The sequence below is a fragment of the Intrasporangium sp. genome (assembly GCF_051961875.1).
In the GTDB taxonomy this organism is placed as follows: Bacteria; Actinomycetota; Actinomycetes; order Actinomycetales; family Dermatophilaceae; genus Intrasporangium_A.
Genome location: NZ_JBQCCV010000275.1, coordinates 14,768 through 36,493 on the forward strand (window position 1 = coordinate 14,768; position 21,726 = coordinate 36,493).

Below are 21,726 nucleotides of genomic sequence, written 5' to 3' on the forward strand. Positions count from 1 at the left end.
GAACACGTACGGCTCGGGAACGGCACCAGACGGCTCAGCCCGCGAGCAGATGCTCGCGGGCTGAGCGACATACGGGGCGTTCTCGGCCCTCACGTCCGGCTGGAGGTACTACCTCAGCCCATCACTCTGGGGCTGAGCCGACCCACCCTCCGGTCCTCCCTCGCCGGCGCTCGGTCGATCCTCACGCGCGGGCTCAGCCCATCACTCTGGGGCTGAGCCGACGCACGCTCCGGTCCTCCCTCGCCGGCGCTCGGTCGATCCTCACGCGCGGGCTCAGCCCATGTGCGGGTAGCGCCACTGCGTCGGGGGCACGAAGGCCTCCTTGATCGAGCGAACGCTCGTCCAGCGCAGCAGGTTCTGCGGGGCACCGGCCTTGTCGTTCGTGCCGGATGCGCGACCACCGCCGAAGGGCTGCTGCCCGACGACCGCGCCCGTCGGCTTGTCGTTGATGTAGAAGTTCCCGGCGGCGAAGCGCAGCTTGTCGCTCGCCTCGGCGATCGCGCGGCGATCCTGGGCGATGATCGAGCCGGTGAGCGCGTAGGACGCGAACGACTCCATCTGGTCGACGACGGCGTCGAACTCCTCGTCGGGGAAGACGTGCACGGCAAGGATCGGCCCGAAGTACTCGGTGGAGAACATCTCGTCCTCGCGGTTCTTGATCTCGAGCACCGTCGGGCGCACGAACCACCCGACCGAGTCGTCGTAGGTGCCCCCGGCGATGACCTCGATGCCCTCGGTCGCGTGTGCCCGTTCGATCGCCTTCTTGTGCTTGGCGAACGCCCGCTCGTCGATCACGGCGCCCATGAAGTTGCCGAAGTCGGTCACGTCGCCCTGCGGCAGGTCGTTCGTGATGGCGATGACGTCGTCGCGGATACGCGCCCAGACCGACTGCGGCACGTAGGCGCGCGAGGCAGCCGAGCACTTCTGGCCCTGGTACTCGAACGCGCCCCGGACCATCGCGGTACGCAGCACGTCGGGGTCCGCCGACGGGTGCGCGACGATGAAGTCCTTCCCGCCGGTCTCCCCCACGAGCCGCGGGTAGGCGCGGTACTTGCCGATGTTCGACCCGACCTCGCTCCAAAGATGCTGGAACGTCGGGGTCGAGCCGGTGAAGTGGATGCCCGCCAGGTCGGGGTCGTAGAGCGCCGCCTGGGAGACGTTGACGCCGTCACCGGTCACCATGTTGATCACGCCGGGCGGCATCCCGGCCGCCTCGAGCAGCTCCATCGTCACCTGGGCGGAGAGCTGCTGCGTCGGCGATGGCTTCCACACGACGGTGTTGCCCATCAACGCGGGCGCTGTCGGCAGGTTGCCGGCGATCGAGGTGAAGTTGAACGGGGTGATGGCGTAGACGAAGCCCTCGAGGGGGCGGTAGTCCGTCCGGTTCCAGACGCCCTTGGCGTTGAGCGGGGGCTGCTCGGCGAGGATCTGCCGGGCGTAGAACGCGTTGATCCGGAAGAAGTCGATGAGCTCGCAGGCGCTGTCGATCTCGGCCTGGTACGACGTCTTGGACTGGCCCAGCATGGTCGCGGCGTTCATGCGAGCGCGCCACGGGCCGGCCAGCAGCTCGGCGGCCTTGAGCAGGATCGAGGCACGGTCGTCGAACGACATGTCCCGCCACTCCGGCGCGGCCTCCTTCGCCGCCTGTACCGCTCTGCTCGCCTCCTCGACGGTCGCGTGGTGCAGCACGCCGAGCACGACGTCGTGCCTGTCGGGGCGGCGGACCTCGAACGGCTCGCCGGAGCCGCTCACCCGCTCCCCGCCGATGGTGTGCGGCAGCTCGGTCTGCGTCGAGCCGAGCTGCGCGAGGGCGGCCTCGAGCTCGGCGCGTTCGGGTGAGCCCGGGGTGTAGTCGAGCACCGGTTCGTTCACCGGCGCGGGCACCTGGGTCACTGCATCCATGTCACTGCTCCTGAAGATCGATGAGGGGGATGCGCTTATGGCGCATGCCCCCCATCGTTCCAGATCACTTCAGGATGGTGATCGTCCAGGGATACCGGTAGAGCTGGCCGTTCCAGGCGCGGAGGGCGCCGATCAGGTGGAACACGATGCTCCCGACGAAGACGCCGAGCCAGAGGATCAGCGCCACCGGGATGCCGATCAGGGTGATGAAGAAGATCCAGCCGACGATCGTCGCTGCCCAGAGCACAATGTTGAAGTTGAAGGCGTTCGCCGCCGAGCGGCGCACGAAGTCACTGCGGCCCCGGCCGTAGAGGTAGACGGCGAGTGGGCCGAGGAAGGAGAGCCACCCCGCGGACAGGATGGCTGCCACGAGGGCCGAGGCGTGCGCGGCTGCCGCCCAGGTCCGCTCCTCGTCGCGTCGCATGGGCTGGCCGGCCGGGTTCGGCTGCCGGAGAGGGTTCGAGGTCATGTCTCGATTCTCCGGGCCGCGGAGCGGCCCCGCCATCATGGTCGCCCCTGAGCGGCCCCTGACCCGCCCCTGATCGACCCGGATCTCTCCGCGCGTTCGGTCGCGGTCCTCCGGGCTCGTCAGGAGGCCGTGGGGGCGGCCTCGTCGAGCCGCAGCGAACAGACCGGGCTGTCGGGGTCGAGGACACCGAGACGGTCGAACAGGCCGAGTGCGAGCTCGTGCTGGCCACGGGCGTTGGGGTGCACCGTGTCGTCGAGCCAGGCGGCAGGAGCGTGGCCGGCCGAGCCGGCCGCGGCCCAGATCGTCGCATGGTCGACGAGGGGGACGCCGAGCTCGCGAGCGACGGCACGCACCTCGCTCGCGTAGGCGGCGACGGCCTCCGGGTGGCGCTCGTCCCCGGCTCCGACGGGCGGGGGCGTCTGGAGGATGACGGTCGCGCCCAGATCGCGGGAGCGCTCGACGAGCTGGCCGAGGTCGTAGCGAAACGCGCGGACCCCGCCTTCGCCCTGGACGAGGGCATCGTTGGTGCCGAACATGGCCACCACCACGTCGGGCGCGAACCGGCCGATGCGCCAATGGAACTCCGGGAGCAGGTCGGCCACCGTGGATCCCGAGACCCCCGAGTTGATGACGGCGTCCCGGAGGCGGCCGAGCTCACCCCGCAGCCGCTCGGCAAAGTGCTCGACGTAACCACGCCGACCATGCGTGTGGCTCACGCCCTGCGTGATGCTGTCACCCGCGAAGACCCAGGTGAGTGGCGGGCCGGCCAGGATCTCGGCCAGGCGCGCCGCGTCGCGCCGCTCGTACTCCTCGGCGGTGAAGTCCATTGGCAGAACCTAACAAGTGTCGAGCTCGTTGAGGGCGTGAAGACCAGCGGTTGGACGCGTCGCGGCGCCCTTCAGGCCGGTGTGCGCGCCCCCGTCGACGGGCCGTCGCCCGGGAAGAAGCTCGCCACCTCCCCCAGCTCGGTCACGTCGTACCAGAGCAGCGAGTCCGCCTCGTCCTGCACGGCACCCGGGTGCGGGCCGGCCTCGTCGACGTGGAACGAGGCGATCCGGGACAGCGGCAGGTCCTCGACGAGCCGGACGGCGCTCGGTGCCCCGGCCCCAACCCGGAGCGCCTCGGGATCCGCGTCCCCGGCAAGCACAAGACGCCGGTCCCCCCGGTGGTCTCGGCTCTTCGCCGCGGCGGCGACGGCATCGACGAAGGCGGCGTACTCGAGGTCCTCCTCATCGAGCGCGGGTGCCTGGGCGACCAGGTCATCGGTCACGGCGAAGGCATCGACCGGTGCATCGACATTCGCGACCAGGACGCCGGACTCGGCGAGGGTACGCAGCGCCGCCCCACGCAGGGGGACGTAGATCCGGACGACCGGCATCAGGCGTCCCGCCCGCTCGTCAGCTCGGCCAGCGAGTCGACGATCGACTGCGCGAGGACGTCGACGTCGGGCATCGCGTCGCGGTCGGCGTTGAGGCCGTAGTACACGCCGCCGTTGTATGACGTGATGCCGATGGAGAGGGCCTGACCCTTCGCGAGCGGGGTGACCGGGTAGGTCGAGAGCATCTGGGCGTCTCCTGCGTACAAGGGGGTCTGGGGACCGGGAACGTTGGTGATCATCACGTTGTAGATGCGGCGCGACACCGCGGAGCCGAGCCGGGCACCGAGGGCATGGAGGGTGGGGGGTGCAAAACCTGCCAGGTTCGCGAGCGACGTCGCACCGACGGCATGGCCGGCTTCCATCTGCTGACGCATCGCGAAGGCGATCTGGTGCAGCCGGATCGAGGCTCCCGGCTCACCGACCGGAAGGTTCACGACGCACGCCATGACCTGGTTGGCGTACATGCCGCTCGGGTCGTCACCGTAGATGCTGACCGGCACCATGGCCCGCACCACGGTGCTGCCGCTCACCGCTTCACCGCGGTTGAGCAGCCAGGTCCGGAAGCCCCCGGTGATGGTGGCGAGGACGACGTCGTTGATGGTCACATCCTCCGCGTAGGCGCCCCGGCCGAGCCGGGTCCGCACAGCGCGGTAGTCCTGCAGGTCGGTCGCGACGTTGACCCACCGCCGAGCCGTGCCGATCGCCGCGTTTTGCGGCGAGTCCGGCGCAGGTCGGGCGGCCGTCCGTGGCAAGGACGACAACAATGATCCGGCCGACACGGCGGCCCGCATCCCGACCGTGAGCGCGTCGTGGACACCCCCACGGACGAGGTCGACGACCTGGGTCGGACGGCGGACCGCGTCGACGACCGCCTCGGTGACGAGCTCGGCGCCGCTGGGCGAGCGGCGTGCCTCCCACGGCTCCACCTCGACGTCCGTGTCGACCTCGCCCCGCTCGGCGTCGACGATGACGTGGGCGATGTCGAGGGCGTGGACGCCGTCGATCAGGGCATGGTGGGTCTTGGTCACGATGGCGAACCGATCGTCCTCGAGCCCCTCGACGAGATACACCTCCCAGAGCGGCCGGGACCGGTCGAGGCGGCGGGGCTGGACCCGGGCGACGAAGTCCTGCAGCTGTCGCTGCGTGCCCGGCCGCGGGAGGGCGGTCCTTCGCACGTGGTAGCCCATGTCGAAGTGCTCGTCATCGACCCAGACGGGGTTCGCGATGCGCCCCGGGACGTCGCGCACCTTCTGGCGGAAGCGCGGGATCACTCCGATCCGCTGCTCGATGATCCCCACGAGCTGGTCGTAGTCGAAACCCTCGACGGGCGGCTCGAAGATCATGACCGACCCGACGTGCATCGCCGTCGTGCTCTGCTCGAGGTAGAGGAAGGAGGCGTCGAGCGAGGTCAGCCGGTCGGACATGGTATCACTCTGCCAGAGCGCGGACATCGCGGATGCATCGTCGTGCGTGGCGGAGTCGCGGCCGCCGCGGCCCCGTCGGGAGGGCGAGCCGACTCATCCGCGGGCCGCGTCGACACGTCGCCGGGAGCGCCAGCGGGAACTGCGGGTCGAGCGCCGTGCCGTGCTCGGCGCGACGGCGGAGGCGAGGTCGGAGACGGCTCGCCGGAGCGGAGAGTCCGGGGCATGCTCCACGACGGACCTGCCGGCGAGCAGCGAGCCGTCGGCCGCGGATGGGTCGTCGGGCACGATGTGCACCGAGTTCAGGCCGGCGAACCGCTCGAGGGAGGCGCCGATGCGGGTGCGGGGGTCAGCGCCGACGGCGGAGGCGCGGACCCGGTTGACGACCGGCCGCGGCGTCCCCGACGGCACGGTCCCCAGTTCCTGCAGCCCACGCACGAACCGCTGGAGCGCGACCGGGTCGGCGCCGCCCACGACGAGCACCTCGTCGCAGGCCGCCAGAGCGGTCAGGGTGGCCTCGTTGCGGCGCGGCGCCTCGGTGTCGTAGCTCAGCTCCTCGTCCTCCTCGAGGCAGAAGCCGCAGTCGATGACGACGTACTCGGCGAGGGACCGGCTCACGGCGAGGACGCGTTCGAGAGCAGCAGCCCGGATCTCGGGCCACCGGTCCGCCCGGGGCAACCCCGTCAATACCCTCAGCCCCGGCGTCACCTCGGGCGCGACCCGTGCGAGCGAGACGAGGTCGAACGCGCCGTGCTCGGCCGCCCGGCACGCGGCGGCGATCCCCGGCGCCTCATCGAGCAGGCCGAGGACCTGCGCGATGCAACCGCCGTAGGTGTCCGCGTCGACGAGCAGCACCGGGCGGCCCCGGCTCGCGAGCTCTGCGGCGAGCGTCACGGCGATCGTGGTCCGCCCGGGTGCGCCGGACGGTCCCCAGACCGCGAGCACGCGACCCGAGACGGGCTCATCGAGGGGCAGCCCGTCGACGACGTCGTCGACGGGCCGGTGCCCACCGGGAAGGCCGGCGGGGCGCCATCCTCGCGGGGCCTCCACGTCCCCTGGCACGTCGGCGGGCTGGTCCGGCCCGTCCAGCTCCCCGATCGTGGACACCGGGCGCCGGTCGCGTATCGCGGCTGCGAGGACCACGCCCGCTGCATCCGCCGGGAGGACGACGTCGCCGGAGTGCTGCCGGAGCCGGCGCTCGTCGGCGTCGTCGCCGGGTGCGTGCAGCCCGACGACCCAGACGCCTCGGGAGCGGAGTGCAGCGATGCCGCCCCGGTCGAGCTCACGCAGGTCCGCGGACACGATGGCGCTCTCGCCCAGACCGGCAGCGGTGACCGACATGAGCTCCGCGACGTCGGCGCATCGGCGCACCACCGTGACGTCCGGCATCGGCTCGAGCGCCGCGGCGACCGCCGACTCCCACCGGTGACTCAGGGCGGTGACGACCGAGGTCATGACCCGCCGACCGCCGGCCGCCCCGCGACGGGCACCAGCGTCACCTTCGCCCCTCCGTCGACCGCCTCGATGAGGCGCTGCACCTCACCACGGGGCACGTAGAGCTGGACGGACGTCTTGGACGCGCTGCCGAAACTGTTGGCGGCCCCGAGCACGGCAGCCACGCCGACCCCCTCTAGGGCCCGCTTGGCCGTCGGCTTCGTGCCGTGCTCGCTCCCGGCCGGGACATCGCTGAGGAAGACGTCGACGACGCTGCCGGCGCGAAGCCCGGTCGCGGAGACCGCCTCCACGCTCACCGTGACGAGCTGGACCTCGAGGCTCGCGCCGGAGCCGACCGCGGCCCGCGGCACGAGCTCGCCCGCCCGGACCTCGCGCAGGACGAACTGGCTCGGGGCGAGGGGAACGCCGGCGGAGAGGTATGGCGCCACGGCGTCATCGAGCCGCACGTCGACACGGCTCAGCGCCGACTCGTCGACCGGGTCTCCGACGACGAGGTCGCGCGTCGCCATGTAGACCGGGAGCCGGTCGTCCATGCTCGCGAGCAGTCGGGCGCCCAAGGTAGCGGCGAGGAGGACGAGCAGGATCCCGACGACCAGACGGCTGTCTCGCCACGAGGGGCGGCGCAGCCGCTTCGCGCTCGGCGTCGGTATCTGGTTCATCATGCCCCCTGAAACCCCTTGGGGGCGCGTCTCGGCACCCCGTCGCGCCTTCATCCTGCCCGAAACGGCACCAAACTGTCGCCCCGAACGCGTTCCTGTGGACAACCGTCGTTCTGGCACGCACCTGCCCCTAGGATCGGAAGACGCGTGCGAGCCACAGGGGAATTGGGCCACGTGTCATGCAAAGAGCAGACAAAAGGTAAAGAGATGGTCAAGAATGACCCAAGACATAGTCAAGTCCCCTGAGAAAACAGGAGCAGTTGTGGCTCAGCGCTTCCTCCAACTCGCCGAGGTCTCCGAGATCCTCAACATCTCGTCGGCCCAGGCCTACGCCCTCGTTCGTTCGGGCGAGCTCCCTGCCATCAAGATCGGCGGCCGCGGCCAGTGGCGCGTCGAGGCAACGGAGCTGGAGAACTACATCCAGCGGATGTACACCGAGACCCGGTCCTTCGTGAAGGCACACCCGTTCGGCGGCGGCGTCGAGGAGGAGTGACCCCCTCGCCCGCTGACCCGTCCATCACGGGCGCACGCGGTGCGCGGATTCGAAGGCCCAGAAGGGGACCACGTGCATCGCGCTGACATTGCGAGCACGCCTCGGGACGTCCGGGGCGTGCTCGGCCATCTCCAGATGGTCCGAGCCCACGACGTCGATCGTCCCGATGAGCCGCACCCCTTCAGCCACCAGCTCGACCACCGACCTGTTCCGGCTGATTCCCCGCAGTGCGGAGCCCAGGCCGAAGCGCCGGGCCACGACCGAGGGGACCACCGCGCCCGGCGCCGCTCCGGTGACCACCCGGATGGCCGCTGTCGCCACGAGCGACGACGCCCCGGACTCGTCCTCGAGCAGGACCCAGTCCGGACCCACGTCCTGGACCACGCCGTGAAGGCTCCGGCCGGGAAGCCGGATCGCGATCGGCCCGGCGCCCACTGACGCGAGCAGCCGCGACTGAACGTCGATCTGCGCGCGCTCGTGGCGCGTCCGGTCGGCCACCTCCGCCTCCCGGACCCTGATTGCGTCCGACTCGACCTGCGCATCGAGGTCCTCGAACAGCCGTTCCCAGCGCATCCGTCCGCCTTCCCTGCCCGTCATTGCGATCCCAGCCAACCACACCCCTGACGCTTCCTGTTGTCAAGCACAAGCAAACCGCGTTAAATGAACGCATGAGCAGATCAACATTGCAATCACGGGCCCGACGTGTTCACCTCCTCCGGATTCTCTGCGGCCCGGGGCTGCTCAGCGTGGCCGGGCTCGTGCTCGTCCGACTCGTGCTGTTCCCCCTGGCACTGTCGTCGTGGCCCGTCGGCGGACCACCCGTCCCAGATGCTGACGATGCGGTCTCCGGAGTGTTCGCGTGGGCGGCTCTCGTGATCGCCATGTGGCTCACCGCCGGCACCGCGCTCACTGCTCTCGCTCTCCTTCCTGGCGCCCTCGGACGTGGCGCCGCTCGTCTGGCCAGCGCCCTGACCCCGGCGCTCGTCCGACGCGCCCTCTGCCTCCTGCTCGGCACGGGAGTCGGCACGGTGAGCCTTCCAACCGGCCCGGTCATGGCGGTCCCGGCCATGACCGGGGCCTCCGTCCCGACCGCACCAGGGCCGGGTTGTGCCCCGACCGCGGACGTCCCGCGTGCCGACCCAGCACCGACCCCCGCACCGGACCCGCGCTGGCGGCCCTCGCGCCCGGTCCCCGCGGCGGACCCGGAGGCCGCCGCATTGCTCGCGCCCGCCCCGCGCACGTCCGGCGTTCCCGACGACGTGGTGACGGTCCGGCGTGGGGACTCCCTCTGGTCGCTCGCCGCGCGCCACCTCGGGCCGGGCGCCACTGACCGCGAGATCGCACTCATGTGGCCGCACTGGTATGCCGTGAACGCGGACGTCATCGGTCCCGACCCGGACCTCATCCGTCCCGGCCAGCAGCTGCGCATCCCCACCCTTGGGGGGCACCGATGACCGTCAAGCCCGTCCTGGTCCGTCCCACCCCGGACACCGAGCCGCCGATCATCTCTGCCGACGAGGCCTACCGGCCCGCCGTTCCGCAGCCGTTCACGCAGGCGGCGCTCGCCCTCGACTTCACCGCCGGCCTCGAGGACGACGGTGGCCGGCGTCCCACGGAGCGCAGCCAGCTGCCCGACCCCCGCCCCTTCGTGGCGAAGATCGCGCAGGCGATCATCGAGGTGGTTGCGGCCCAGCGCCCGGCTCCGCAGCTGATCCGCCACACCTCACCGGCGATCTACTCCGGGATCGCTCGACGCGCCCTCGTCGCGGCCCGCCGCCAACCGACCGGCCCGCGTCGCCCGGCGATCGTGCGTCGGGTCCGCGTGTGCGAGCCGGCCGACGGCATCGTCGAGGCGTGCGCCGTCGTCGTCGCGCACGGTCGGGTGCGCGCCCTCGCCCTGCGCCTGGAGGGCCTGGACGGGCGGTGGTTGGTGACGCAGCTGTCCGTCGGGTGAGCGGTCAGCGGCGCTTGCGCTTGACCTTCTTGCCGCGCCGGTTGGCGGGACGCTCGACCGGCTTCTGCCCGCCCGACCGCACCACGGAGCCGTCCTCGCCGGGTGCCGAGTAGCTGAGCACCCGGTCGCTGTCACTCGTGTGCAGGTCGACGCCGGAGAGGCTGACGCCGGTCGGGACGGACTCACCGTCAGCCTCCTCGGACCCGCCCGAGCCGTCCACGACGGCGGTCTCGGCGAGGCCGGCCATCATGTCGGAGACCGAGCGCGGGGCGACCGCCGTGGCGGGTGCCTCGGCGCCGGTCACCTGCACCTCGACGCTGAACAGGTGCGAGACCGACTCCTCCTTGATGGAGTCCATCATCGCCTCGAAGAGCTGGAACCCCTCACGCTGGTACTCGATGAGCGGGTCGCGCTGGGCCATGGCTCGCAGGCCGATGCCCTCCTGGAGGTAGTCCATCTCGTAGAGGTGCTCGCGCCACTTCCGGTCGAGGACCGACAGGACGACGCGCCGCTCGACCTCACGCATCGTCTCCGAGCCGAGCTGCTCCTCCCGGCGGTCGTAGGCCTCGTGCGCGTCCGTCAACAGCTGCTCGTGGAGCAGTTCGTTCGTGACAAGCTGGCGGCCGCCGGCCATGTCCTCGATCTGCTCGATCGTGAGCGACACCGGGTAGACCTGCCGCAGCGCGTCCCAGAGGTGTTCGAGGTTCCAGTCTGCGGCGAAACCCTCGGCGGTAGCCGCGTCGATGTAGCCACCGATCACCTCGTTGACGAACAACCGCATCTGGTCGTGCAGGTCCTCGCCCTCGAGAACCGACCGGCGCTCGTCGTAGATGACCTGGCGCTGCCGGTTCATCACGTCGTCGTACTTGAGGACGTTCTTGCGGATCTCGTAGTTCTGCGCCTCGACCGCGCCCTGGGCCTTCTGGATCGAGTTCGTCACCATCTTCGACTCGATCGGGGTGTCGTCGTCCATGCCGGCGGTCTGCATGAACCGGTCGACGATGCCGGCGTTGAACAGGCGCATCAGGTCGTCGTTGAGCGACAGGTAGAAGCGCGACTCGCCGGGGTCGCCCTGGCGACCGGAGCGGCCGCGGAGCTGGTTGTCGATGCGCCGGGACTCGTGGCGCTCGGTGCCGAGGACGTAGAGGCCGCCGAGCGCGACGACCTCCTCGTGCTCCTCGGCGACGGCGGCCTCAGCCGCGGCGAGCGCCTGGTCCCAGGCGGCCTCGTACTCCTCGGGAGTCTGCTCGGGGTCGAGGCCGCGGCGTTTCAGCTCGGCCACGGCCCGGAACTCGGAGTTGCCGCCGAGCATGATGTCGGTGCCTCGACCGGCCATGTTCGTCGCGACCGTGACGGCGCCCTTGCGGCCGGCGTCGGCCACGATGGCCGCCTCACGCTCGTGCTGCTTCGCGTTGAGCACGTTGTGCCGGATGCCGCGCTTGTTCAGCTGCTGCGCCAGGTACTCGCTCTTCTCGACCGAGGTCGTGCCGACGAGGACCGGCTGGCCCTTCTGGTGGCGCTCGACGATGTCCTCGACGACCGCGTCGAACTTGGCGACCTCGGTCCGGTAGATCAGGTCCGGCTGGTCGATCCGGATCATCGGCTTGTTGGTCGGGATCGGGATCACGCCGAGCTTGTAGATGGAGTTCAGCTCGGCGGCCTCGGTCTGGGCCGTGCCGGTCATGCCCGAGAGCTTGTCGTACATGCGGAAGTAGTTCTGGAGGGTGATCGTCGCGAGGGTCTGGTTCTCGTTCTTGATCTCCACCCCCTCCTTGGCCTCGATGGCCTGGTGCATGCCCTCGTTGTAGCGGCGGCCCGGCAGCATGCGGCCGGTGTGCTCGTCGACGATGAGGATCTCGCCGTTCATGACGACGTAGTCCTTGTCGCGCTTGAACAGCTCCTTGGCCTTGATGGAGTTGTTGAGGTAGCCGATGAGCGGGGTGTTCGCGGTGTCGTAGAGGTTCTCGATGCCGAGGAGGTCCTCGACCTTGGCGATGCCGGGCTCGAGGACGCCGACAGTGCGCTTCTTCTCGTCGACCTCGTAGTCGCCGCGGCCGTCTTCGCCGCGGTTCAGCCGGCGGGCGATCTTGGCGAACTCCACGTACCACTTCGTCGCAATGTCGGCCGGCCCCGAGATGATGAGCGGGGTGCGGGCCTCGTCGATGAGGATGGAGTCGACCTCGTCGACGATGCAGAAGTTGTGGCCCCGCTGGACGAGCTCTGCGGGCGACCAGGCCATGTTGTCGCGGAGGTAGTCGAAGCCGAACTCGTTGTTGGTGCCGTAGGTGATGTCCTTGGCGTACTCGGCGCGCCGCTGCTCGGGGGTCATCGACGCGAGGATGCAGCCGGTCTCGATGCCGAGCGCGCGGTGCACACGGCCCATCAGCTCGGACTGGTACTCGGCGAGGAAGTCGTTGACGGTGATAACGTGCACGCCCTTGCCGGTCAGGGCGTTGAGGTAGGACGGGAGCGTCGCGACGAGGGTCTTGCCTTCACCGGTCTTCATCTCGGCGACGTTGCCCATGTGGAGCGCTGCGCCGCCCATGAGCTGCACGTCGAAGTGCCGCTTGCCGATCGTCCGCTTGCTCGCCTCACGGACGGCGGCGAACGCCTCTGGCAGCAGGTCGTCGAGGCTCTCGCCCTCCTCGAGGCGCTTGCGGAAGTTCGGCGTCTCCTCGCGCAGCTCCTCGTCGGTCAGCTTCTCGAAGTCGGCCTCGAGGGCGTTGACCTGCTTCGCGATGCCCTGCAGCTTTTTCAGGGTCCGGCCCTCGCCGGCGCGCAGCAGCTTCTCGATCACCATGGCCTTGTTCTCTCCCGACTGACTTTGTGTGCCGCCCGCGGGCGCGCGACAGCCCCGCGCTGTGCACGGGACCCGCCTAGGCTAGCCGCCCATCCGTCTCCCCCACCAACGCACGGGCCCCCACGCTCTGTTCCGCGGCGCGTCGATCTCTCGCTTCCCGGCCATCCTGTATGCCGCTCGGCGCGCTCGCAGCGCCGCTGCCGTGCGGGGCGTGGTGCGCCTCGGGGAGGGATCCGGCCTCGAGCCCGAGCCAGCTGGCCATCGCCTCGAGCTGGCGTCGGAGGGCGGCTGCGGCTGCGGGTGGCGCGTCCGGTTCCCAGGTCACGGCGTGGCACCGGAGCACGCCACGCTGCCGATCGGCCTTGAGGTCGCAGCGGGCGACGAGACGGTCGCCGAAGAGGAAGGGCAGGACGTAGTAGCCGTGCACCCGCTTGTGCTTCGGCGTGTAGATCTCGATGCGGTAGTGGAAGTCCCACAGCGTGTGGACCCGCTCGCGTTGCCAGACGAGCGAGTCGAAGGGGCTGAGCAGCGCCTCGGCCTGGACCCGCCGCGGGATGCGCGCCTCGGCGTGCAGCCACGCCTGTCGCCATCCGGGCACCGTGACCGGGATGAGCTCGCCGACGGCGACCAGGTGCGCGATGGCCGGGCGCACCTGTTCCCGTTTGAGCCGGAAGTAGTCGGCGAAGCACCGTTCCGACCCGATCCCGTGGGCGCGGGCGGCGATGCGCACCAGCTCGAGGAAACGCTCGGGGTCGGCCTCCGCGCCGGGTCGGTCGAGCCATGCGCCGCGGACCGCCGGTGTCGGTGGCACGTCGAGAGCGGAGTACCGGCGCTCGAACTGTGAGGTGCGGCCCGCCGAGCTGATGCGCCCGGCCCAGAAGAGGCACTCGAGCGCCCGCTTGACCTCCGACCAGTTCCATCCCCAGTGCTCGGTGCTCCGCGGCTGGTCGTGCTCGAGGGCCCGCTCCACCTCGGCCGCGGTGAGCGGACCGCGGAGCTCCACCTCACGCTGGACGACGTCGACGAAGTCGGGACGCTCGGCGAGGATGCGCCGCATCGACCCCCACGCCTTCTCGGCCGCCTCGCGCATGCGGAAGTCGAGCAGGGGCCAGGTGGCCGGCGGGATGAGACTCGCCTCGTGTGCCCAGTACTCGACGAGCCGGCGCGGGGCACGGTCGCGGGCGCGGTCGAGCAGAGCGGTGTCGTAGGGACCGAGGCGGGAGAAGAAGGGCAGGTACTGGCTGCGAACGACGACGTTCACGCTGTCGATCTGCACGACGCCGACCCGGTCGACAACGCGTTGCAGGTGGCGCATTGTCGCGCCGAAGGGCTCGGGTCGCGGGTCGAGGAAGCCCTGCGCCGCGATGGCGATGCGGCGCGCCTGCTCCCGGCTGACCCGCCGCATGGGTGCCGGCCTCGCCTGACCCTTTGGTCTCATCTCCTCGGCCCTCCGGGCCTCCCTCGCTGGCGCTCGGTCGGGTCCTCGGTCTCTCGTCGACGAGACACCCTCACGACGGTCGGCGCTCATGCGTCCGGGTCGATGAGCCGCTGCCGCACCGCATACATCGCCGCCTCCATGCGAGAGTGCATCTGCAGCTTGTCCAGGATGTTGCGGATGTGGTTGCGCACGGTGTTCTCGGAGATGTACAGCTCCCCACCGATCTCGCGGTTGAGCCTGCCCTGCGCGACGAGCTTGAGGATGTCGAGCTCTCGCTTGGTGAGCCGCGGCACCTCGAGGCCGGGCGTGGGAGCGGCGAGATGCTCGTGCTCGCTGAGGTGTGCGAACTCGTTGAGGAGCTTGGCGGCCATCATCGGCGAGACGAGCGCATGCCCGTGGTGCAGCCCGCGAATCCCGGCCGCGACCTCCTCGGGCGGGACGTCCTTGAGCAGGTAGCCGTGTGCGCCCGCACGGACCGCCTCGAAGAGGTGGGACTCGTCGTCGGAGCTGGTCAACATCAGGATCCGGGCCGACGGCACCCGCTGACGGATCGCCCGGCACGCCTCGATGCCACCGCGACGAGGCATGCTGACGTCCATGAGGATGACGTCTGGCAACGTCTCCTCCGCCTGCTCGACGGCCTCGATCCCGTCCGCGGCCTCGCCGACGACCTCGATGCCGTCCTCGGTGCCGAGGATCGTCTGCAAGCCCCGGCGATAGAGGGCGTGGTCGTCGACGATGAGGACACGGATGCACTCAGAGCTGGTGGCTTGCACGATCGACATCTTCGCAAAGGTTCGGCTGCCGGGGGCCTGCGACCCGCAGACCCCCGGCATGAGGCCATGCGCCGTCAGCCGGTCGCGGCCGCAGCAGCCGGCTCGGAGACCGCCGACTCGGAGTCGAGGTGGATGACGCCGTAGCTCCAGCCCCGGCGCCGGTACACCACGCTCGGTTGACCGGTGTCGGCGTCCTGGTAGAGGAAGAAGTCGTGTCCGACGAGCTCCATCTGGTTGAGCGCGTCCTCGAGGGTCATGGGCGCCGCCGTGTGGACCTTCTCGCGAACCTCGATGGGTGAGTTGCCCATGGCCCCGAAGCGGTCGAGGTCGTCGATGCGGTCCTCCTCCGGAGCAGGAGGCTCGTCACCGTTGGACTCAGCCGGTGTGAAGCGGGCCGTCGCCTGGCCGACCGATTCGGGGAGCCGCCGCCCGCGACTGACGCGCCGCTTGTCGTTGCTGCGGCGGAGCCGCTCGAGCAACTTGTCGAGGGCGGCATCGAGCGCCACGAACTTGTCGTCCTTGCACGCCTCGGCCCGGATGACGGGCCCCTTGGCGCGGCACGTTATCTCCACCCGTTGTGAGCCCCGGCTCACCCGTTCGTTCGTGACGACCACGTCGACGCGGTGCACCTTGGGCGCGAGCGTCGGGACCTTGGCCAGACGCTCCTCGAGCTGCTCATGGAAACGGTTGGGGATCTGGACATGACGCCCAGTGACGACAATCTCCACGGTTCCTCCTGGATCGCGAGTTCGGTGTTGGTTTCCGGGCCCGGGTGAGGCCCGCATCCCTGCCGCGGCATCACCCTCTCGCTCGATCACAGCGCTGGCGCCCCTGACGGCGCCCGCAGAACTGGGGGCTGTTACCCCGACCCTAACCGTCCTCGACAGCGGGCGGAAGGGAGGTGGGGTCGGCGTGGCGGGGCGGAGTGGCGAACCCCACTGTGCCGCTGGGGATTCGACGGACCGCTGCCCGACGGCGACGGCGACGTGGCACCGCCACGGCCACCCCCAGGACGTGTCTCGCCCCTGCATCGTCAAGGGCGCGAGCACATTCGACGAGGGTCGCTCCGGTGGTCATGACGTCGTCGACGACGAGGCAGTCCCGGCCGGCCACCAGCTGCCGCCCGGCAGGTCCGACGCGGAACGCGCCGCTGACGTTGTCACGCCGCGCGCTCGTGGCGAGGCCCGCCTGGTCCCGCACCCGGCGCCGCTCGTCCAGGACGGGTACGACCTCCAGACCCGGCAACGGCAGGCCCGCGACCACGAGTCGCGTGAGCTCGTGAAGTGGCACGTCGCCGCGCATGCGACGGGAGCGCCGCGACGAGGGCGCCGGCACGATGAGTGGCGGAGCGGAGCCGTACCCGCCGTCAGCGAGCGCCGTCGTCAGGGCTGCGTCGAGGAGCGGCAGGAGCTGGCGCGTGAGGTCGCGCCGACCCTCGTCCTTCCAGGCGGTGATCGCGGCCCGCAGCGGGTCGGCGTAGGTTCCCCAGGCATAGACGGGCGGTATGCCGGGCGGCGGTGGGTGCGGGGTGACGAGGTGCGGCCCGTCGGGGAAGGCGAGCCGCTCGAGGGCGCGCCCGCAGCGCCGGCACCATGGCGCCCCCGTCCGGTGGCAGGCGGCACACTCGAGCGGCAGGACGAGGTCGAGCAGCGGGCGCAGGGACATGCGTCCATTTCACGCGCCCCGCGGCCCTACGGGAGGTCGCCTGCCGGCCCGTGTGGATGAGCGGCATACGGCAATTGGGATGTGGACGGCCCGCCAACGGGCACCTGCTCAGCGACCGGGCACGAGCACGTCCGTGCCGTTCGACACCACCGGCCAGGTGCGCCCGGCACGGGCCAGGACCTGCCCCGCGTCGGTGACGATCATGATCCCGCCGGCTCCGCCGACCGTCGTGATCGAGACGGCGCCGGGCACCGCCGCGAGCCGGCTGTCCTCTGGGTCGGACTGCCCGTGGCGACGGATCCCGTCGAGGCCGCCGCCGACGGTACCGATCCACGGACGCACCGGGTCTTCCTGCCCGATCCGGCCGAGCACCGCGTAGGAGTCGTTGTCGAGCCAGACGACGTCGCGCATGAGGGTCAGGGGCTCAGCCTGCTGCCACGGCGCCGCGAGTCCGGTCGGCTGTCCGCTCGGGGCACGGACGATGCCGGTGACATCGAGCCTCGCGTCATGCCCCTTCGCGTTGGTCGAGACGACGAGCAGCCTCGCGTTGTCGGGTGAGATCGCGATCGAGCTGATCCGCCGGTCGTCGAGCCACGGCGCGGAGATGCGCTGGGGCGCCAGGGCGGCATCGGTGGCGTCGGTGTGCGTGGCCCACAGCCCGCCCCGCCCGTTCGGGCCCAGCCCGCCGACCCACACGTAGCCGGCGGCGTCGTAGCGGGGACGGGTCAGCTCGGTCGCGAAGGACGGCAGCACCGTCGCGCGCCCGTCCCGCCACCGGGCGAGCTGGCGCCGGTCTCCCCCGACGGCCGCAATCTCCTTGCCGTCGACGGACATCGCGAGCCCGGTCCACCCGCTCTGGATGGCGCCGGGATCCCCGTCCTTGTGCGCCGTGTCCGCGGGCTTGCGGCCGACAGTGCTGTCCGGGATGGCGCGGGGGTCGATGCGCGAGAAGGACTCGCCGTTGCGCACGAGGGCGGTGTCGAAGCTCGGGACCGGCGCCCGGCCGTAGTCGAGCTCGTCGGGGCCCGCGACCCAGGCACCGATGCCGGCGAGCTCGAGCTCGACGCCTTGGACGGCGAGGCCGACCGACTGGACGGAGCCGACCTGGCTCAGGGTCGCGCTCAGCTGGGCCCACATGGCGGCCCGCTCGATGGGGTCGGCCTTGAGGGCCGGCTCGGTGAGGTTGACCTGGGCCCGACCGTTGTTGACCGGCACCGCGTTGACCGACAGCTTCGTCGCGGCAGGCACCCCGCTGCGGACCGCGCCGCCGAGGTAGTCGGGTACTGGGGCCAGCTGGGCGCGGGCCAGGGTGGTGACGATGCGGGAACCGCTGGGGAACCAGCGGAGGTCCGGCACGAGGCGGCGGCCGCTCGGGGTGATGTAGTAGACCCGCCGGGCCTCGTAGAGCCGGTCGAACGCCGCCGAGTCGAGCCACAGGCCGAAGCCGGTCCGGGGCAGCTCGATCCGCCACTCACCGGCGACCTTCGTGAGCCCGAACGTGACCGACGCCCGGGTGCCCGGCGGCAGCTCCTGGTAGCGCCCGTCGGCCGAGACGCGGGCCACGGCCCTCGTCGACACCTCCACCTGCTCCGGGCCGAGCTGCTTCATGGTGAGGTCGTCGGCGGTGTCGTAGACGATGACGTCCTCGCTCGTCCACCGCCACAGGTCCGGCGACTGCGGGGCGAGGTAGGACTTGCCCGTCTCGCGGTTCTCGTCCACGTCCTCGTTGGACCGGATGAAGCCGAGGACGATCTGCTCCTGGCTCGCGCCGTCGAAGGGGGCCTGCGGCAGGACCCGCACCTGGTCGCCGACCGGTTCGTCGAGCCGCCGCCCCTCGAGGACCGGGCCGTCCGAGGGCAGACCACCGCAGGCCGACACGCCGAGGACGGCGACCGCCGTCAGGGCCGCCGCCGCGAGCTGTCTGCGCCTGCTCATCCCTCGGACTTCCGCGACGCCGTGTGGGGGGCGCCTGGCGTGCCTGCCGCGCCGCCCGCCGAGCCTGCCGCGCCCCTGTCGGCCGTGCCGGGCCGCGCCGCACCGGTGAGGGCCGGACCGGTCAGGACGGCGCCGGTGACGGTCGGGGCGGTGAACGGCGGCTCCAGGGCTCCGGTGGGCCCGAGCGGGGTGAGTGGCAGGGGCGAGCCGGTGATCGTCGAGTCGGCCTTCTTGGGCAGCGTGAGGCGGAAGCAGGAGCCCTGCCCCGGCGCGCCCCATGCCTCGAGCCTGCCGGCGTGGAGACGGGCGTCCTCGAGGGCGATCGCGAGCCCGAGGCCGGTCCCGCCGGTGGTTCGGGCCCGGGCCGGGTCCGCCCGCCAGAACCGGGTGAACACCAGGGCCGCCTCACCCGGCCGCAGCCCGATGCCGTGGTCGCGGACCGTGACGGCGACCGCGGAGTCGTTCTGCCCGAGGGTGATCTCGATGGCGTGGCCCTCACCGTGCTCGATGGCGTTGGAGACGAGGTTACGCAGGATGCGCTCGATGCGTCGTGAGTCCATGTCCGCGACGACCGGCTCGGCCGGCTCGCGCAGGACCAGCTCGCTGCCCTTGCGCTCCGCGAGGGCGCGGTGCGCGTCGACGACATGGTCGACGCAGAGGCGCAGGTCCGTCGCCTCGATCTCGAGGACGGCCGCGCCTGCGTCGAACCGGGAGATCTCGAGCAGGTCTGACAGGAGCGACTCGAAGCGGTCGAGCTCGCCTCGCAGCAGCTCGGCCGAGCGCGCGACTGCGGGGTCGAAGTCGCTGCGGGAGTCGTGGATGAGGTCCCCCGCCATGCGGATCGTCGTGAGCGGGGTGCGCAGCTCGTGCGACACGTCCGAGACGAACCGCTGCTGCACCCGGGAGAGGTTCTCGAGCTGGCCGATCTGCTGCTGCAGCGAGGCCGCCATCGCGTTGAAGGAGTTGGCGAGCCGGGCGAGGTCGTCCTCGCCCTTGACCCGCATCCGCTCACCGAGGTTGCCGTCTGCGAACCGTTCCGCGATCCGGGCCGCCCGGCGCACCGGGTCCGCGACGAGACGGGTCACGACGAACGCGACCGCGCCGACGAGCAGGATGAGCGCCGCGGCGCCGAAGAGGAACGTCTGCCCGATGAGGCCCATGATCTGCCGCTCGCGGTCCATGGGGTAGATGGAGTAGAGGCCGTAGGTGCGCGCGAGCGGGAGGTCGACCTGCTGGCCGACGATGACGGCGGACACCTCGTGACCGCTCTCGTCGATCGTCGCCACCTGCAGGTGCTGCCGGTCGGGAGAGCTCGACACCGCTTGGCGGAGGCTCGACGGGATGAAGCGGACCCCGATCTCGTTGCTCTCGATCGGGCCGATCGCCACCGGGGCCGTGTTGTTGTCGGTCCGCGACAGGACCACGTAGCGCCGCTCGTTGCCGGCGTCCTGGCGGTAGGACTTGACGAGCTCGGTGGCGAACTGCGTGATCTGCGCGATCGACTCGGTCTGGTCCGTGTAGAGGATCTGGCGCTGCGCGTCCTTGGCGAGCCGGAGGCTGTCCTCGGCGGCGAGCTTCTGCCGGCTGTCGACGAGGCCCTGGGCGATCGCGCCGTACAGGTAGGTGCCGACGGCGCTCATGACGAGCAGACCGAGCAGCATCGTCACGACGACCACCCGGAAGCCGAGCGACGAGCGCCAGAGGTGCCGGGTCCGCGCCCAGCCGTGGCGCAGCAGGGACCCGGCCCGCTGGGCGAGCCCGTCCCGGCCGGGCTGCTGCTTCATCGTCAGGCGGGACCTGCCTTGTAACCGACGCCCCGGACCGTCACGACGATCTCGGGGTGCTCCGGATCGTGCTCGATCTTCGAGCGCAGCCGCTGCACGTGGACGTTGACGAGGCGGGTGTCCCCGGCGTGGCGGTAGCCCCAGACCTGCTCGAGCAGGACCTCGCGGGTGAAGACCTGCCACGGCTTGCGAGCCAGCGCGACGAGGAGGTCGAACTCGAGCGGCGTCAGCGACAGCGGCTCCCCGGCCCGCTTCACCGAGTGGCCGGCGACATCGATGTCGAGGTCGCCGATCGCGAGCTTCTCCGGGGCCGGCTCGTCGCCCCGGCGCAGCCGCGCCCGCAGCCGGGCGATGAGCTCCTGGGGCTTGAACGGCTTGACGACATAGTCGTCCGCGCCGGACTCGAGGCCGACGACGACGTCGACGGTGTCGGTGCGGGCGGTCAGCATGACGATGGGGACACCGCTCTCCGCGCGGATCCGCCGGCACACCTCCATGCCATCGAGCCCGGGCAGCATGACGTCGAGCAGCACGAGGTCCGGCTTCGAGTCCCGGAACGCACCGAGCGCCTCGGACCCGTCCGCGACGTGGGTCACATCGAGACCCTCGTTGCGCAGGACGATGCCGAGCATCTCGGCGAGCGCCAGGTCGTCGTCGACAACCAGAACGCGACCCTTCACGTCATACTCCCTCCACGGCGTCCCCACCCGCCGTCGTCCGCTTCCAGTCAGCCCACATCATCACACACCGACGCTCGTGCTCAGGCCCGGACTCGGAGTGGCTCGCGCGGCGCGTCAGCCCTGGGTGATGTACCACTTGCCCTTGAGCCTGACCGCCTTGAGGTTCTTGATGATGGACGCGGCCATGTCCGGCGTCGTCTTCGCCGCGTCGAACGTCGCGGTGTCACCCTGGACCTTCGCGCCCTGCACCTTCAGGCCCTTGAAGAGGTCCTTGACCGACTTCAGCTGCCCGAGCATCGGCGTGACGGCCTGGGCGCACTGCTGCTTGGCGTCGGGGAGGTCCTCGATCGCGGTGCCCTTGACCGCCATGAGTCCGCAGACCGTTGCGCTGTCACCGGCCAGCAGCGCGGTGAGCCAGGCAGTCATGGCCGCCTCGGGCGTGGACTGGTCGACGTGCGCCGCCGAAGTGGACCCGGTCGCCGTGTCCGCCGGTCCTGAGCCGCTCCCCCCGGCCGTCGGGCTGTCCGTCGCCGCGCCGCCGGTCGCCGTCTCGGTCGTGGTGACCGCGCCGGTCGAGCCCGAGGTGGGTGGCGCTGAGGTCGAGCACGCACCGATCGTGAGGACGAGCGCGGTCGCCGCCACGCCGCACATCAGCTTCTTCATGGGTCTTCCTGTCGTGTCCTTCCGGGATCGCCCACCGCCGCGGCGACGCGCCCCTCCCCGGCGCTCGTTCCCGTGCCGCAACCCCAAGCAAGGGTATGCCGCCCAGCTGGCGCAGCTGGACGGCATACCCCCGATGTGGCTGACGAGCGCTCCTGTCCTCACGCCAACTCAAGGTCTCGTCTCCTCGGGGCTCCGGGCCTCCCTCGCTGGCGCTCGGTCGGGTCCTCACCCCGTCGTCGACGAGACGGCGCTCA

General features: G+C 71.0%; 21 protein-coding genes. 4 read left to right on the forward strand and 17 right to left on the reverse strand.

Features of this window, described 5'->3' with window-relative positions; genetic code table 11:
- Positions 1-273: 273 nt before the first annotated feature.
- The 7 genes from pruA to ACTHJJ_RS17015 form a co-directional block, all read right to left on the reverse strand.
- The gene (gene pruA / locus ACTHJJ_RS16985; protein WP_440304126.1) at positions 274-1,902 is read right to left on the reverse strand and encodes an L-glutamate gamma-semialdehyde dehydrogenase; all 1,629 of its coding nucleotides are present in this window, start codon (positions 1,900-1,902) and stop codon (positions 274-276) included.
- 64 nt (positions 1,903-1,966) lie between these two features.
- Positions 1,967-2,371: a DUF4870 domain-containing protein gene (locus tag ACTHJJ_RS16990; RefSeq protein WP_440304127.1), complete on the reverse strand. Its 405-nt coding sequence runs from the start codon at positions 2,369-2,371 to the stop codon at positions 1,967-1,969.
- A gap of 119 nt (positions 2,372-2,490) precedes the next feature.
- Entirely contained in the window at positions 2,491-3,198 is a 708-nt protein-coding gene (locus ACTHJJ_RS16995) for an SGNH/GDSL hydrolase family protein (protein WP_440304128.1), read from the reverse strand.
- A gap of 71 nt (positions 3,199-3,269) precedes the next feature.
- Positions 3,270-3,749: a DUF6912 family protein gene (locus ACTHJJ_RS17000; protein ID WP_440304129.1), complete on the reverse strand. Its 480-nt coding sequence runs from the start codon at positions 3,747-3,749 to the stop codon at positions 3,270-3,272.
- Positions 3,749-5,173 (reverse strand): WS/DGAT/MGAT family O-acyltransferase, encoded by a 1,425-nt coding sequence (locus tag ACTHJJ_RS17005; RefSeq protein ID WP_440304130.1) that lies wholly within the window; start codon positions 5,171-5,173, stop codon positions 3,749-3,751. The genes ACTHJJ_RS17000 and ACTHJJ_RS17005 overlap by 1 nt, the downstream gene beginning before the upstream one ends.
- A gap of 93 nt (positions 5,174-5,266) precedes the next feature.
- Positions 5,267-6,625 carry an AAA family ATPase gene (locus ACTHJJ_RS17010; RefSeq protein ID WP_440304131.1) on the reverse strand — a complete coding sequence of 453 codons (1,359 nt, stop codon included), beginning with the start codon at positions 6,623-6,625 and terminating at the stop codon, positions 5,267-5,269.
- Entirely contained in the window at positions 6,622-7,284 is a 663-nt protein-coding gene (locus tag ACTHJJ_RS17015; RefSeq protein ID WP_440304132.1) for a hypothetical protein, read from the reverse strand. The genes ACTHJJ_RS17010 and ACTHJJ_RS17015 overlap by 4 nt, the downstream gene beginning before the upstream one ends.
- Positions 7,285-7,546: 262 nt before the next feature.
- Between ACTHJJ_RS17015 and ACTHJJ_RS17020 the strand changes: the two genes are divergently transcribed.
- The gene (locus ACTHJJ_RS17020; RefSeq protein WP_440304133.1) at positions 7,547-7,777 is read left to right on the forward strand and encodes a helix-turn-helix domain-containing protein; all 231 of its coding nucleotides are present in this window, start codon (positions 7,547-7,549) and stop codon (positions 7,775-7,777) included.
- 24 nt (positions 7,778-7,801) lie between these two features.
- On the opposite strand, the gene ACTHJJ_RS17025 is transcribed toward ACTHJJ_RS17020, so the two are convergent.
- Complete coding sequence (locus tag ACTHJJ_RS17025; RefSeq protein WP_440304134.1) at positions 7,802-8,350, reverse strand: hypothetical protein; 549 nt, start codon at positions 8,348-8,350, stop codon at positions 7,802-7,804.
- 173 nt (positions 8,351-8,523) lie between these two features.
- Between ACTHJJ_RS17025 and ACTHJJ_RS17030 the strand changes: the two genes are divergently transcribed.
- Complete coding sequence (locus ACTHJJ_RS17030; RefSeq protein ID WP_440304135.1) at positions 8,524-9,231, forward strand: LysM peptidoglycan-binding domain-containing protein; 708 nt, start codon at positions 8,524-8,526, stop codon at positions 9,229-9,231.
- Positions 9,228-9,731, forward strand: a complete 504-nt coding sequence (locus ACTHJJ_RS17035; protein ID WP_440304136.1) for an Rv3235 family protein — start codon at positions 9,228-9,230, stop codon at positions 9,729-9,731. The genes ACTHJJ_RS17030 and ACTHJJ_RS17035 overlap by 4 nt, the downstream gene beginning before the upstream one ends.
- A gap of 4 nt (positions 9,732-9,735) precedes the next feature.
- Here ACTHJJ_RS17035 and secA read toward each other — a convergent pair whose 3' ends face one another.
- The 9 genes from secA to ACTHJJ_RS17080 form a co-directional block, all read right to left on the reverse strand.
- Positions 9,736-12,531, reverse strand: coding sequence for a preprotein translocase subunit SecA (gene secA / locus ACTHJJ_RS17040; protein WP_440304137.1), 2,796 nt, complete (start codon positions 12,529-12,531; stop codon positions 9,736-9,738).
- A 76-nt stretch (positions 12,532-12,607) separates the two neighbouring features.
- Entirely contained in the window at positions 12,608-13,936 is a 1,329-nt protein-coding gene (locus ACTHJJ_RS17045; RefSeq protein ID WP_440304138.1) for a winged helix-turn-helix domain-containing protein, read from the reverse strand.
- A 119-nt stretch (positions 13,937-14,055) separates the two neighbouring features.
- On the reverse strand, positions 14,056-14,754 hold the full coding sequence (locus ACTHJJ_RS17050; RefSeq protein WP_440304139.1) for a response regulator: 699 nt from the start codon (positions 14,752-14,754) through the stop codon (positions 14,056-14,058).
- Positions 14,755-14,819: 65 nt separating this feature from the next.
- Positions 14,820-15,473: a ribosome hibernation-promoting factor, HPF/YfiA family gene (gene hpf / locus ACTHJJ_RS17055; RefSeq protein ID WP_440304140.1), complete on the reverse strand. Its 654-nt coding sequence runs from the start codon at positions 15,471-15,473 to the stop codon at positions 14,820-14,822.
- Between the two features lie 142 nt (positions 15,474-15,615).
- Positions 15,616-16,410: a ComF family protein gene (locus tag ACTHJJ_RS17060; RefSeq protein WP_440304141.1), complete on the reverse strand. Its 795-nt coding sequence runs from the start codon at positions 16,408-16,410 to the stop codon at positions 15,616-15,618.
- A 108-nt stretch (positions 16,411-16,518) separates the two neighbouring features.
- On the reverse strand, positions 16,519-18,345 hold the full coding sequence (locus ACTHJJ_RS17065) for a GerMN domain-containing protein (protein WP_440304142.1): 1,827 nt from the start codon (positions 18,343-18,345) through the stop codon (positions 16,519-16,521).
- On the reverse strand, positions 18,342-20,129 hold the full coding sequence (gene mtrB / locus ACTHJJ_RS17070) for an MtrAB system histidine kinase MtrB (protein WP_440304143.1): 1,788 nt from the start codon (positions 20,127-20,129) through the stop codon (positions 18,342-18,344). The genes ACTHJJ_RS17065 and mtrB overlap by 4 nt, the downstream gene beginning before the upstream one ends.
- A 2-nt stretch (positions 20,130-20,131) precedes the next feature.
- The gene (mtrA, locus tag ACTHJJ_RS17075) at positions 20,132-20,809 is read right to left on the reverse strand and encodes an MtrAB system response regulator MtrA (protein ID WP_440304144.1); all 678 of its coding nucleotides are present in this window, start codon (positions 20,807-20,809) and stop codon (positions 20,132-20,134) included.
- Positions 20,810-20,923: 114 nt separating this feature from the next.
- Positions 20,924-21,235: a hypothetical protein gene (locus ACTHJJ_RS17080; RefSeq protein WP_440304145.1), complete on the reverse strand. Its 312-nt coding sequence runs from the start codon at positions 21,233-21,235 to the stop codon at positions 20,924-20,926.
- Here ACTHJJ_RS17080 and ACTHJJ_RS17085 point away from each other — a divergent pair.
- On the forward strand, positions 21,219-21,726 hold a 508-nt coding region (locus ACTHJJ_RS17085), incomplete at its 3' end, for a hypothetical protein (protein ID WP_440304146.1). The two genes, ACTHJJ_RS17080 and ACTHJJ_RS17085, sit on opposite strands and share 17 nt — an antisense overlap.

Coding starts and splice junctions, on each gene's coding strand:
- pruA (WP_440304126.1), bottom strand. CDS start 1,902: ATGGATGCAGTGACCCAGGTGCCCGCGCCGGTGAACGAACCGGTGCTC.
- ACTHJJ_RS16990 (WP_440304127.1), bottom strand. CDS start 2,371: ATGACCTCGAACCCTCTCCGGCAGCCGAACCCGGCCGGCCAGCCCATG.
- ACTHJJ_RS16995 (WP_440304128.1), bottom strand. CDS start 3,198: ATGGACTTCACCGCCGAGGAGTACGAGCGGCGCGACGCGGCGCGCCTG.
- ACTHJJ_RS17000 (WP_440304129.1), bottom strand. CDS start 3,749: ATGCCGGTCGTCCGGATCTACGTCCCCCTGCGTGGGGCGGCGCTGCGT.
- ACTHJJ_RS17005 (WP_440304130.1), bottom strand. CDS start 5,173: ATGTCCGACCGGCTGACCTCGCTCGACGCCTCCTTCCTCTACCTCGAG.
- ACTHJJ_RS17010 (WP_440304131.1), bottom strand. CDS start 6,625: ATGACCTCGGTCGTCACCGCCCTGAGTCACCGGTGGGAGTCGGCGGTC.
- ACTHJJ_RS17015 (WP_440304132.1), bottom strand. CDS start 7,284: ATGAACCAGATACCGACGCCGAGCGCGAAGCGGCTGCGCCGCCCCTCG.
- ACTHJJ_RS17025 (WP_440304134.1), bottom strand. CDS start 8,350: ATGCGCTGGGAACGGCTGTTCGAGGACCTCGATGCGCAGGTCGAGTCG.
- ACTHJJ_RS17035 (WP_440304136.1), top strand. CDS start 9,228: ATGACCGTCAAGCCCGTCCTGGTCCGTCCCACCCCGGACACCGAGCCG.
- secA (WP_440304137.1), bottom strand. CDS start 12,531: ATGGTGATCGAGAAGCTGCTGCGCGCCGGCGAGGGCCGGACCCTGAAA.
- ACTHJJ_RS17045 (WP_440304138.1), bottom strand. CDS start 13,936: ATGCGGCGGGTCAGCCGGGAGCAGGCGCGCCGCATCGCCATCGCGGCG.
- ACTHJJ_RS17050 (WP_440304139.1), bottom strand. CDS start 14,754: ATGTCGATCGTGCAAGCCACCAGCTCTGAGTGCATCCGTGTCCTCATC.
- ACTHJJ_RS17060 (WP_440304141.1), bottom strand. CDS start 16,410: ATGTCCCTGCGCCCGCTGCTCGACCTCGTCCTGCCGCTCGAGTGTGCC.
- ACTHJJ_RS17065 (WP_440304142.1), bottom strand. CDS start 18,345: ATGAGCAGGCGCAGACAGCTCGCGGCGGCGGCCCTGACGGCGGTCGCC.
- mtrB (WP_440304143.1), bottom strand. CDS start 20,129: ATGAAGCAGCAGCCCGGCCGGGACGGGCTCGCCCAGCGGGCCGGGTCC.
- ACTHJJ_RS17080 (WP_440304145.1), bottom strand. CDS start 21,235: ATGACTGCCTGGCTCACCGCGCTGCTGGCCGGTGACAGCGCAACGGTC.